Origin of the sequence: Pseudomonas sp. ICMP22404 (assembly GCF_006227205.1) — a bacterium.
In the GTDB taxonomy this organism is placed as follows: Bacteria; Pseudomonadota; Gammaproteobacteria; order Pseudomonadales; family Pseudomonadaceae; genus Aquipseudomonas.
In genome coordinates this window covers 298,343-310,378 of the sequence record NZ_VCNG01000002.1, presented here as the reverse complement: position 1 = coordinate 310,378, position 12,036 = coordinate 298,343, and the positions used below count along the sequence as shown (strand labels likewise).

The window sequence follows — 12,036 nt, the reverse complement described above, 5'->3', positions numbered from 1 at the left end:
AACCGCGCCTATTCAACGGGCCAGCCCGCCGAGTTCGATATCGGGAAGCCATAAGGCATCTATGCACTGCTGCGAATCCTCCTCAGTCACGGGTTCAAGGTTGATCGGATCAAGACCCAGACCATCGACCAATGCCAGGGAAACGAGGCTGTTTTTTTCCAAGAGCGCCTGGGCCACGCATTGACATAGGGCTCGCGGCGACGCCCTTCGCGGATAATCTATTTCGGCTATTTCAAATTCAATTTCCAGCTGCGCGGTGCAGGTGCTTATCAAAGACTGTACGGCACGCGAGGCGAAGTGAAGCGTGACGAAATAACCCATCGCCAGCATCACCAGGGTGGCCAACAAGATAATTGCCTCCCTCCTCCAGACGCTTGCGCCAGATCGAAAACCGGGGAACCGCTCCGCCATTCCCCGCCAGCGGGCGCGGAAGGTATGAACCACATCAACGAATCCTTTGACTGTCATGACCGGGCCCTGCCCCAACGTATGGCTCAGAGCATGACGCCCGACGAGCGTCGTTGTTTGACTTGAATCAAACTGTGTTGAGTCCTTCTTGTTGAGTCGTGTGGTGACGGTGGGACGCGAGCGACGCGCAGACTTATTGCACCCCATAACCCAGGAATACCGAGCGTGGCTACATGACCGCTCACGGGCTGGCACCGGCGCAGGCCGAGAAAAAATTAACGTCGTGTCCGGGATTAGTTGGCCACTCCACTTACTGGTTCTGCACGAACTGTTCCCCTCAGGCATGAGAATGTGTTGGTCCTGTCCTGCACCCACCATCGCTCCACGCCGCGCCCCTTACATATGCACGGAAATAAAATCCACGAAACAGCGCAGCTTGGGCGTGATGAAGCGGTTTGGCGGCCACAGCACGCTGAAGTGGATGGTGCGGGTTACCTCTTGGGTGAGCACGGCCTTCAACGCTCCGGACTCAAGGGCCTCCTTGACGGCGAACTCCGGCAGGCAGGCGATGCCCCGACCCTCGATCGCAGCGTTGAAAAGCATGTCGATATTGTTGCAGACCAGCACGGCCCGCAGGTCCTGCGCGCCGTTGCGGGCTTTATCCGGTAGCGGCCAGCGCTCAAGCTTGCCGGTGGATGGCACCCGGTATAACAGGCAGTCATGGTTGCTCAAGTCGTCGGCGTCCGCGGGCGTACCCTGAGCCTGAAAATAGGCCGGGGCGCCCACCAGCAGGAAACGGAAAGCGCCCAATCGCCGCGCCACCAGGCGGGAGTCATTCAACTCACCGGTCCTGACCACCGCATCAAAGCCCTCCTCCACGACATCCACCAAGCGATCGCTGAAGTCGAGTTCCAGATGGATGTCCGGGTATCGCTTGGCAAAGCGGGACAACAACGTGAACAGGAACTGCCCGGCCAAAGGCAGGCTCACGCGCAGCTTGCCGCGCGGTTCGCTACTGGTGCTCGACAACTCCAGCTCCGCCGCTTCCAGTTCATTGAGCACCCGCTGGCAGCGGTTCAGGAAAAGCATGCCCTCCGCCGTCAGGTTGATGCTGCGGGTACTGCGATGAAACAGCCTGACGCCCAGGCGCTGTTCCAGGCGTGCGACGCTTTTGCCAATTGCCGATGACGACACGCCCAGTTGTCGTCCCGCCGCGACGAAGCTGCGGGTTTCGGCGACCTGGACGAAAACCGAGATTCCGCTGAGGTTGTCCACGCTCTCTCCTTGAGTTTGCGTTATGCATTGCGGAACGAAACGTCCGATGTGTCCGGAATTCTAGCCTCTGTTTCCCCTGCCGTCTGCGACCTAGCATGGCGACGTCCATTACAGCAGGGAATCGCGATCATGACCGCCAAAGAAACCATTCAACACTCCAGCGCTATCGCCACTGACCCCATGCAGGCGCGAATCGACGCCGCACTGAACAGCGCCATCGAAGAAAAACGCCTGGTGGGAGCCGTGGTGCTGGTCGCCCGTCGTGGCGAGATCACCTATCGCAACGCCGCGGGGCTGGCTGACCGAGAGGCTGGCCTGCCGATGCGCACCGACGCCTTGTTCCGGCTCTCTTCGGTGACAAAACCTATCACGTCGGCGGCCGCCCTGGCCTTGGTTGCCCAGGGCCGCATCGGCCTGGATGATCCTATCGCTCGGTGGTTACCGGAGTTCCAGCCAACCCTGGCGGACGGCACCCGCGTGTCCATCAGCCTACGACAATTGCTCAGTCATACGGCCGGCCTTAATTACGGTTTTCTCGAAGCCCAGGGTGGCGGCGCTTATGCGCAGGCGGGTGTGTGTGACGGGCTGGAAAGCGCGCCGCTGACGCTGGAGGAAAACATCCGGCGGCTGGCTACCGCGCCGCTGCTGTATCGCCCTGGCACCCATTGGGGGTATTCCATCGCGACCGATGTGTTGGGCGCGCTGATCGCACGGGTGTGTGAAACCAGCCTGGCCGACGCGATCTCGCAACTGGTGTGCGAGCCCCTAGGCCTGTCCGACACCCGTTTCAATGTCGTCGACACTTCCCGGCTGACGGCTGCCTATCTGAACGACGATCCCGCGCCACGTCGCATGAAGGGCGTCGAAGTGATCGAGGTTTTCGAGAACACCGCTGGCATCCGCATGGAGGCGGATCGGGCCCTCGACAGCAGCGCCTACCCTTCAGGAGGTTCCGGGATGGTCGGCTCCGCCGAAGAGTTCCTGACCCTGTTGGAAACCTTGCGCCAGGGCGGCGGCGCGCTCATGCCAGCGAGTCTGGCCAAGGAAATGGGAACCGTCCAGACCGGCGACCTGGAACTCGCCAACTGGCCAGGCCGTGGGTTCGGTCTGGGGTTCACCGTGCTGACCGATCCACAGGCGGCGCAGGTGCCGGAGTCGGTCGGTACCTGGCGCCTGGGCGGGGCTTTTGGTCATTCCTGGTTTGTCGATCCGGCACAAGAGATCTCCGTCGTGGCATTCACCAACACCGCCTTCGAAGGGATGTTCGGGCAGTTCACCGTCGATCTGTGCAACGCCGTATACGGCGCTTGAATCACGCCTGCCTGGCGTTGCGATAAGGAGTCCATCATGAAAAGACCGGCTTGAGAGCCGGCCTTCATGCGAATGCAATTTGAGTTGTCCAGCTTTGTTTTGGCTACCTGCCCCATGGAATTGACCAGGCACCAAGGCCTTCGCCAGTGCCGCGGATCTTTATTGAAAGGTATCGACTCATGACGCATTCACGCCTGTACCACAACCATGCCAACGTGCGACTGGATTCCCTGACGGGGTTTCGATTTGTCGCAGCAGCCTTGGTGTTCTTCTTTCACGCCTCACTGACGAAGATCATCGGATTCAATCCGTTTGCCGACCAGCACATCGTCGCCGGCTTCCAGCGCTTGTTCAGCGTGGGTGGGTGGGTTGGGGTGTCGTTTTTTTTCATGCTCAGTGGTTTCGTCATTACCTGGTCCGCCCGCAGGAACGATACGCTCGGGGCGTTCTGGCGCCGACGCCTGGTAAAGATCTACCCTAACCACCTGATCACCTTCGTCCTGGCGATGATCCTGTTTGCCGTACCGCTGACCGCCGTCAGCGCCTGGTTGCCCAACCTGCTGTTGGTTCATGCCTGGGTGCCGGATATGTCGGTGTTCCTGAGTGTCAACGGCCCGTCCTGGTCGCTGTGTTGCGAATTGGTTTTCTACCTGGCGTTCCCGTTCCTCCTGCGCGCGTTGTGGAAGGTCCCTGAGAACCGACTTTGGCTAACCGCCGGCATGACGGTCTGCGCCATGGCCGCAACTCACTGGCTCATTGCCGAAGCTGTCAACGACCAACCGCAGATCGCCGAATACCCGATCTCCCTGAATCAGTGGTGGTTGGCTTACTTCTTTCCGCCACTGCGGCTGTTCGAGTTCGTTCTCGGCATGTTGATGGCGCGTATTCTGACGACGGGGCGCTGGATTTCCATCCCGCTGGCACCGGCCCTGGCGTTGGCGGCGGTGGCTTACTTCCTCGCAGGAGAAGTGCCCTTTATCTACAGGCTGTCACTCACCACTGTCATCCCGATTGCCTTACTGATCACCAGCCTGGCTGCCGCCGACGTTGCGCAACGCAAGTCCTGGTTTCGGCATCCGTTGATGGTTTGGCTGGGAGAGATTTCGTTCGGGTTCTACATGATCCACCTGCTGATCATGACGTGTGTGACCTCACTGTTGGACGGACAACGTTTTGCCGTTGTACCGGCGTTTTTCATTCTTGCCGCCACGTTCTGCCTGTCGCTCCTGGGTGGCTGGTTGCTATTCAAATTCGTTGAGCAGCCCGCCATGCGGCGCTGGGGCAAGGCCAAGCCGATCGAGCGGCCATTGAGTGTCCCTCAAATCTGATTTTCTCCATTTAGAAAGGATGCTTGCCATGTCATCGTTTACTCGCAGGTTGAGCGGCGTGCCCGCCTGGGCACTGGGCGCATTGGTGCTGGCGGCGCTTGCCGGCTTCGCAATCAGCATGAAGTCGCCGGTTGCCCAGGCTAACCCCGCCCCCGCACCGCTGCCCCAAGTGCAAGTGATGGCCGCCGTCACCCGTGATGTCGTCGACTGGCAAAGCTATACCGGTCGCCTGGTCGCCACCGACACCGCAGTCATCAAGCCTCTAGTGGCCGGCACGCTCATCAGCGTGCACTTCAAGGACGGCGCGATGCTGCGTAAAGGCGACCTGATGTTCGAAATCGACCCGCGGCCTTATGCAGCGGCGCTGCAACAAGCTCAAGCCGCGCTTGTGGCAGCCAGATCGATGAGTGTGTTTGCCCAGAAAGAGCTGGAGCGCTACGAGCATCTGATTACCAGCAATGCCATCGCAAAAACCGACCTGGACAAGCGCATACAGAGCGCCAACGAAGCCCAGGCCAGGGTCAATGAGGCCCAGGCCAGGGTCGAGCTGGCAAGGCTCGATCTTGAACACACCCGCATTCTCGCGCCGTTTGACGGTCGGGCGTCACGGGTAGAAGTGACGCCGGGCAATATCGTCGATGTGGGCGAACGATCCACGGCCCTGACTAATCTGGTGTCGATCTCGCCGATCTACGCTGACTTCGACGTGGATGAGCAAACCTTTCTGCGTTACCTGGGCAGCCGCCCGGCGGGCGATGCGGTACCGGTCATGCTCGGGTTGGCCCACGAAGAAGGTTATCCGCGCAAAGGCAAGCTGAGCTCCCTGGACAACCGGCTGGACACCCGGTCGGCCACTATCCGGGTCAGGGCCAGTTTCGACAACAGCAACGGGGAACTGCGCCCGGGCCTGTTTGCCAGGGTGCTGCTGCCGGGCAGTGCCAGCCGCCCCGCTACCTTGGTTGACGACAGCGCCATCGGCACCGACCAGGACAAAAAGTACGTGCTGGTAGTCGATGCCGAAGACCGCGTCCAGTACCGGCAGGTCAAGCCTGGGATACGCCAGGGTGCGCTACGTGTCATCGATCAAGGTATCGAACCCGAGGAACAGGTTGTCGTGAGTTCCTTGCACCTGGCGACGCCGGGCACCCAGGTTGCGCCGGTACGCGCACCGTCACAGCCACAGGCGCAACAGTGATGAATATTTCCGGATTTTTCATCGACCGCCCGATTTTTTCCGGCGTACTCAGCGCCCTTGTATTGTTGGCCGGCATCCTCTCATTGGCGCGTTTGCCAGTGTCGGAATACCCAGATGTCGTGCCGCCGCTGATCGTGGTGAACGCTCAATATCCAGGCGCCAACCCCAAGGTGGTGGCTGAAAGCGTTGCCGCGCCCCTTGAAGAGCGCATCAACGGCGTGGAAGGCATGTTGTATATGCAATCCCAGGCCAACAGCGATGGGACGTTGGCGATCAACGTGACGTTCGCCTTGGGTACCGATCCCGACAAGGCTCAGCAACTGGTGCAGAACCGCGTCTCCGAGGCCTTGCCGCGCCTTCCGGCCGACGTGTTGAACCTGGGCGTCACCACCAGCAAATCGTCATCGACCCAGACCCTGGCGATCCATCTGGTGTCGCCCAACAATGAATACGACGCCAACTACCTGCGCAACTACGGCATCCTGAACATCAAGAGCCAGCTTGAGCGCATACCTGGCGTCGGCGAAGTACGTATCTGGGGCGGCGGCGATTACGCCATGCGGATCTGGATCGACCCCGACAGCGTGGCGCAGCGAGGCCTCACCGCCGGTGAGGTGGTCCAGGCCATCCGGGAGCAGAACATCCAGGTCGCGGCCGGCGTCATAGGCGCTTCGCCCATGCGCGCCGGCGTCCCGCTGCAGCTCTCGGTCAATGCCCAGGGTCGCCTGAAAACCGAAGAGGAATTCGGCAACATCGTCATCAAGACGGTGCCGGACGGGGGCGTGACGTATTTGCGCGATGTGGCCCGGATCGAGTTGGCGGCTTCCACCTACGCGCTTCGCTCGCTGGTAGACGGACAGCCAGCGGTGGGCTTCGGGGTGTTCCAGATGGCGGGCGGCAACGCCCTGGATATCTCTGCCCGTGCCCGGGAGATCATGGCTCAAGCCAAGACCGATATGCCGGCGGGCGTCGATTACAAAATCGTCTTCGACCCGACCCAGTTCGTTCGTTCCAGCATCGACGCGGTCATCAGTACCCTGTTCGAAGCCATCGTGCTGGTCGTGCTGGTCGTCATCGTGTTCCTGCAGACTTGGCGTGCATCCGTCATCCCGCTGCTGGCCGTGCCGATATCAGTCGTCGGCACACTGGCGTTCTTGCTGGCGTTCGGATTTTCCATCAATGCCTTGTCGTTGTTTGGCCTGGTATTGGCGATCGGCATCGTTGTCGATGACGCAATCGTGGTGGTGGAAAACGTCGAACGCAATATCAGCCAAGGCTTGTCCCCTCACCAGGCGACTCATCGAGCAATGGCAGAAGTCAGCAAACCGATCATAGCCATCACCCTGACGCTGGTTTGCGTATTCATTCCGTTGGCGTTCATGCCCGGTCTTTCCGGCGGCTTCTACCGCCAGTTCGCCTTGACCATTGCGATTTCCACGGTGATCTCGGCGTTCAATTCGCTGACGCTTTCCCCAGCCCTCTGCGCCCTGCTGCTCAAGCCCCATGGCGCACCGAAGGATCCACTGGAGCGTGGGATCGACAAAGTCATGGGGCGATTTTTCCAGGGTTTCAATCGTCGATTCAAGCAAGCCGAGGACCGCTATGGCGCCGGCGTGCGCGGGGTCCTGGCACACAAAGGCAGGACGTTCGCCTTATTCAGCGTTCTGCTGTGTGCCTGCGCATGGCTCAGCCACACCCTGCCGACGGGATTCGTTCCGGCCCAGGACAAGGAGTTCCTGGTGGGCTTCGCCCAACTGCCCGCCGGCGCCTCGCTGGATCGCACCGAGCATGTCATACAGCAAATGAATGACATCGCGCTCAAACACCCTGGCGTTGCCCATACCCTCGAATTTCCCGGCATGTCCGTCAACGGCCTGATGAACTCTTCAAGCTCCGGAATCATTTTCGTGATTCTCAAGCCATTTGCCGAACGCTCCGGCGACGCGCTGGGAGCGAACCGGATAGCGGCAGACCTCAATGGCGAATTCAAAAGGATTGCGCAGTCCTTCACCGCGGTCTTCCCACCTCCACCCGTCCTGGGCCTGGGAACGCTCGGCGGATTCAAATTGCAGATCGAGGACCGGGCGAGCCTGGGGTATGTCGCTCTCGACAGCGCGGTCAAAGCGTTCATGACCGAGGCTGCCAAAGCACCGGAACTGGGACCACTGTTCTCCAGTTACCAGATAAACGTGCCTCAACTGGATGTCGATCTCGACCGGGTCAAAGCCAAGCAGCTCGGCGTCTCGGTGACAGACGTATTCGAAACCCTGCAGATTTACCTGGGTTCTCTGTACGTCAACGACTTCAACCTTTTCGGGCGCGTGTACCAGGTTCGGGCGCAGGCAGACGCACCCTTCAGGGCCAATCCCGAAGACATCTCGCGCTTGAAGGTACGCAATGCATACGGCGACATGGTGCCCCTATCGACGTTGTTGTCGGTCAACCCCGGTTACGGGCCCGAAATGGTCGTGCATTACAACGCGTTTACAGCGGCGGACGTTAATGGCGCGCCTGCTCCTGGCTATTCCTCGGGCCAGGCGGAAGCGGCCATCGAGCGCATCGCCCGGCAGACCCTGCCCCAGGGCATACGCATGGAGTGGACCGATCTGACCTACCAGCAGCGGTTGGCCGGTAACGCGACCGGCTGGGTGCTGGCGGTCAGCACGCTACTGGTTTTCCTGGTATTGGCGGCACTGTACGAAAGCCTTTTGTTGCCGCTGGCGGTGATTCTGATCGTGCCAATGGGTGTGCTCTCTGCCTTGGCGGGCGTCTGGCTGACTGGAGGCGATAACAACATCTTCACCCAGATCGGCCTGATGGTGCTGGTGGGCCTGGCGTCCAAGAACGCGATCCTGATCGTTGAGTTTGCAAGGGATCTGGAGCGCCAGGGGCATACCCCTCTGAGCGCCGCCTGGGAGGCCAGCAAGCTGAGGCTTCGACCAATCCTGATGACCTCGATTGCCTTCGTGATGGGCGTTGTTCCCCTGGTGATTTCTACCGGTGCGGGGTCGGAGATGCGCCAGGCCATGGGCGTCGCGGTGTTCTTCGGCATGCTGGGCGTGACTGCATTCGGGCTGCTCTTTACCCCGCTCTTCTACGTGCTGGTTCGCAGCGTCGGCCGCCGGCTACCACAGCGAAAACCGATTGCCATTGCGGACACATATATCCGTTAACACCGGAACTCCAGCGCGTTTTTCTGCATTGGACGCGCCCCTAGACTGAAAACGTTCCCAACCCTTGCGAGAAATACCATGACACGTGTCGTTCGGTTTTATGAGTACGGTGATCCAGAGGTTCTGCGGATCGAGGATTTACCGGTCGCCCAGCCCGGACCCAATGAGGTTCGCATCCAAGTCAGGGCCATCGGTCTCAACCGCGCCGAGTCGATGTTCAGGCGCGGTCAATACCTTGAACAGGCTGAGTTCCCCAGCCGACTCGGGTACGAGGCTGCTGGTTTCGTCGAAGCCGTGGGCGACGCCGTACACGACTTTGAAATAGGTGATCCGGTCAGCCTGGTCCCCCCTTCGAGCATCGCTCAATGGGGAACCTATGCCGAGCAAGCGGTCGTCCCGGCGGCGATGCTGGTCCGGCATCCCGACTCGCTCAGCATGGAGCAGGCCGCTGGAGTCTGGATGCAATATCTCACGGCCTGGGGCGCCTTGTTACCCGTGGCAAAGCTGGATGCGGGAGATTTCGTGCTGATAACCGCGGCGTCGAGCAGCGTAGGCCTGGCCGCCATCCAGATTGCGAACCGGGTAGGAGCGATTCCTATCGCAGTGACCCGTGGCGAGGAGAAGGTGCGCAAACTGCTGGCAGCCGGTGCCGTCCATGTGATCGTCAGCGACGTGGAAGACCTGACAGCACGTGTCGAGCACATCACCGCCGGTAATGGCGTACGGGTTGTCTTCGATCCTGTGGGCGGTCCGGCTATCGAGCAACTGGCGGACGCCACCTGTCGCGGCGGCATCATCATCGAATACGGCGCCCTGAGCAGCGAACCTTCGCCCTTTCCGCTGTTCACCGTGCTGGGAAAAAGCCTGACGTTGCGGGGATACCTTCTGCATGAAATCGTCAACGATCCCGTCCTGTTTGCCCAAGGCAAGAGGTTCGTATCCAGCGGCCTGGTTGATGGCAGCCTGTCCCCGGTGATCGCCAAGACCTTTGCCTTCGAAGAAATCGTCGAGGCCCATCGTTACCTGGAAGCCGGAGAGCAGTTCGGTAAAGTCATCGTGACCCTGGAGGACCGGCCATGAAAATGTTCAACCCGTTGTTCTTCATTGCCCTGGGTCTGTTCGGGGTCTACACCATCGAGTTCGGCGTGGTCGGTATCTTGCCCGTGATCATCGAACGCTACAGCGTAAGCGCCTCGGAGGCAGGTTATCTGGTAGGCCTGTTCGCCCTGATCATCGCGGTGTTCGGTCCCTTCATGGTGCTGTTGCTCTCGCGTTACAACCGCAAGCGGATCCTGACCTTGTCACTGTTCATTTTCGCCGGCGCCAGCGCCTTGTCGGCTTATGCGCCCAATTACGGATCACTGGCGGTCCTGCGGATCATTCCGGCGTTCTTCCATCCGGTGTATTTCTCGCTGGCGTTCGTCGCGGTGGCCTCTCTCTATCCCAAGGAACAGGCTACGCAGGCGACGGCCAAGGCATTTGTCGGCACCAGCATGGGCATGGTTCTCGGCGTGCCTATCACCACCTGGATCGCCGCTCGCTTCTCCTACGAAGCGGCCTTTCTGTTCTGCACCGTGGTCAATGTGATTGCCGGGCTGGGCATCATCGCCCGGCTACCCGATACCTTTGCCGGACAGCGGACGCCTTACGGGGAACAGTTGGCTATCCTGCGCAAACCGACGCTGTGGCTCAATATTCTGGCCTCCACCCTGATCTTCGGTGCGATGTTTTCGGTGTATTCCTACAGCGCCGAGTACCTGTCTCGTGAAGCCGGCATGAGCGGTGAGGTGATCAGTGCCCTGTTGATCCTGTTCGGCGTGGGCGGTGTGGCCGGTAATCTGCTGGCGGGCCGTTTATTGTCCAGGAATAAGGTAGGTACCACGCTGATGCATCCGATCATGCTGGGCGTGTCGTACCTGATCCTGCATTTCTTTGCCAGCCCGGCCATCTTGCCGATGGTCTTGATCATCGTCCTATGGGGTGCCACCCATACCAGTGGCCTGATCGTGACCCAGGTCTGGCTGACCTCCGAAGCCCCGGAGGCTCCTGAATTTGTTACCGGTCTGTATATCTCGTTCATCAATCTTGGCGTGACGCTCGGCGCAACTGCCGGTGGCTGGTTCCTGGCACGCATGGGCATGGAAGGAACCATCATCAGCGGCCTTGTTTTCTGCGCGTTGGCAGCCGCGACAATCGCGACCAAGGTGCTCGTGTACGGGGCGCGACAGCCAGGTCTTACGCCGGAAACCCAAGCGGTTTTGCACTAAAGTCATTCATTGAAGACCGTGGCAAGCCACGGTCTTTTTCAAACTCAGCGGAGTTTCTATCGGTCAGAACCACTCGGACGGAGTCACGATATGGATGTTAGCAGCACCTCACTCACAGCCACGCAAACCGTCGATTTTCCTGTGGACAGCACCCAGTTCGACTGGGAAAACCTTCGATACTTCATTGCCTTTGCGAGGATACGGTCCCTGGCGGCTGCGGCACGATCATTGAACGTTGAGCACGCCACCGTCTCACGACGGATAGCCGCCCTCGAAACGGCCCTGAAGATACGCTTGGTGGACCGACGCAGCCACCGATACGAGTTGACCGAAAACGGCGAACGAATCGCCCAATTGGGTAACCGCATGCAGGAAACGGCTTGTGCCTTGAGTCGCGCGGTCTGCGCGATTCGCACCGATAAAGTCGCGGACATTACCCTTAGCGCGCCTCCCCACCTGACGACACACTTCATTGCGCCACATCTGGGTCGGTTAAGGGAACAATGCCCTGACGTCAACGTGCGGATCCTGTCCAACCCACGCATGGCTTCCATGGCCAGGCGCGAAGCGGATATCGCAATCAGCGTCGGGCGCCCGACCGAGACGGATCTGGTCGTGCGCAAGATCGGCACCTTGGACTTCGGCTTCTTCGCCGCACCTTCCTATCTCCAGGACCGAGCGGCTTCAGCCTATGAATTCATTGCCCATGACGATGAGCAGGAACCCTCCCCTCAGCGCATCTGGCTGGAGAATGCGGCAGGCCAACGGCCCGTGGTTTTAAGGGTAAAATCCTTCGATGTACAGGCCGAAGCGGCCAGGGCGGGGGCTGGTATCGCGTTGCTGCCTGTATTCATGAGCGATGCCTCAGGTGGATTGCAAAGGGTCCCGGTCGAAGAGCAGCCATTACATGCTGAATTATGGCTGGTGGTCCATCGCGACATGCGAAATGCCCCCGGAATACGGGCAATGATGGACTTCGTCATTCATTGTTTTGCCCAGCAACATCGCTAATGAATGGTTCGACTCGACTGGGAAATTTTTAACAGCCGCTGTTAAAAACAACCTGTTTACAACCTGTG

The 12,036-nt window shown here is 59.9% G+C and carries 9 protein-coding genes; 7 read left to right on the top strand and 2 right to left on the bottom strand.

Annotated features, from left to right (window positions below):
* Window positions 1–12: 12 nt before the first annotated feature.
* Window positions 13–468, bottom strand: a complete 456-nt coding sequence (locus FGE05_RS05185) for a hypothetical protein (protein ID WP_139642104.1) — start codon at window positions 466–468, stop codon at window positions 13–15.
* Between the two features lie 336 nt (window positions 469–804).
* On the bottom strand, window positions 805–1,683 hold the full coding sequence (locus FGE05_RS05180) for a LysR family transcriptional regulator (RefSeq protein WP_139642102.1): 879 nt from the start codon (window positions 1,681–1,683) through the stop codon (window positions 805–807).
* Between the two features lie 180 nt (window positions 1,684–1,863).
* Here FGE05_RS05180 and FGE05_RS05175 point away from each other — a divergent pair, with 180 nt between their 5' ends.
* The 7 genes from FGE05_RS05175 to FGE05_RS05145 all read left to right on the top strand — a co-directional run bounded on the left by FGE05_RS05175 (window position 1,864) and on the right by FGE05_RS05145 (window position 11,968).
* Window positions 1,864–2,994: a serine hydrolase domain-containing protein gene (locus FGE05_RS05175; RefSeq protein WP_373682431.1), complete on the top strand. Its 1,131-nt coding sequence runs from the start codon at window positions 1,864–1,866 to the stop codon at window positions 2,992–2,994.
* 179 nt (window positions 2,995–3,173) lie between these two features.
* A complete protein-coding gene (locus FGE05_RS05170) occupies window positions 3,174–4,322 on the top strand; it encodes an acyltransferase (protein ID WP_139642098.1) in 1,149 nt (382 codons plus the stop codon).
* 28 nt (window positions 4,323–4,350) lie between these two features.
* A complete protein-coding gene (locus FGE05_RS05165; protein WP_139642096.1) occupies window positions 4,351–5,517 on the top strand; it encodes an efflux RND transporter periplasmic adaptor subunit in 1,167 nt (388 codons plus the stop codon).
* Window positions 5,517–8,690, top strand: a complete 3,174-nt coding sequence (locus FGE05_RS05160) for an efflux RND transporter permease subunit (protein WP_139642092.1) — start codon at window positions 5,517–5,519, stop codon at window positions 8,688–8,690. The genes FGE05_RS05165 and FGE05_RS05160 overlap by 1 nt, the downstream gene beginning before the upstream one ends.
* 78 nt (window positions 8,691–8,768) lie before the next feature.
* The gene (locus tag FGE05_RS05155; protein WP_139642090.1) at window positions 8,769–9,770 is read left to right on the top strand and encodes a zinc-dependent alcohol dehydrogenase family protein; all 1,002 of its coding nucleotides are present in this window, start codon (window positions 8,769–8,771) and stop codon (window positions 9,768–9,770) included.
* Window positions 9,767–10,957, top strand: a complete 1,191-nt coding sequence (locus FGE05_RS05150; RefSeq protein WP_139642088.1) for an MFS transporter — start codon at window positions 9,767–9,769, stop codon at window positions 10,955–10,957. Before FGE05_RS05155 ends, FGE05_RS05150 begins: the two co-directional genes overlap by 4 nt.
* A gap of 18 nt (window positions 10,958–10,975) precedes the next feature.
* A complete protein-coding gene (locus tag FGE05_RS05145) occupies window positions 10,976–11,968 on the top strand; it encodes a LysR family transcriptional regulator (RefSeq protein ID WP_257225598.1) in 993 nt (330 codons plus the stop codon).
* Window positions 11,969–12,036: the final 68 nt, after the last annotated feature.

Bases quoted from the DNA above. Each gene is read 5' to 3' on its own strand.
- FGE05_RS05170 (WP_139642098.1), top strand. From the start codon at position 3,174: ATGACGCATTCACGCCTGTACCACAACCATGCCAACGTGCGACTGGAT.
- FGE05_RS05165 (WP_139642096.1), top strand. From the start codon at position 4,351: ATGTCATCGTTTACTCGCAGGTTGAGCGGCGTGCCCGCCTGGGCACTG.
- FGE05_RS05160 (WP_139642092.1), top strand. From the start codon at position 5,517: ATGAATATTTCCGGATTTTTCATCGACCGCCCGATTTTTTCCGGCGTA.
- FGE05_RS05185 (WP_139642104.1), bottom strand. From the start codon at position 468: ATGACAGTCAAAGGATTCGTTGATGTGGTTCATACCTTCCGCGCCCGC.
- FGE05_RS05175 (WP_373682431.1), top strand. From the start codon at position 1,864: ATGCAGGCGCGAATCGACGCCGCACTGAACAGCGCCATCGAAGAAAAA.
- FGE05_RS05150 (WP_139642088.1), top strand. From the start codon at position 9,767: ATGAAAATGTTCAACCCGTTGTTCTTCATTGCCCTGGGTCTGTTCGGG.
- FGE05_RS05155 (WP_139642090.1), top strand. From the start codon at position 8,769: ATGACACGTGTCGTTCGGTTTTATGAGTACGGTGATCCAGAGGTTCTG.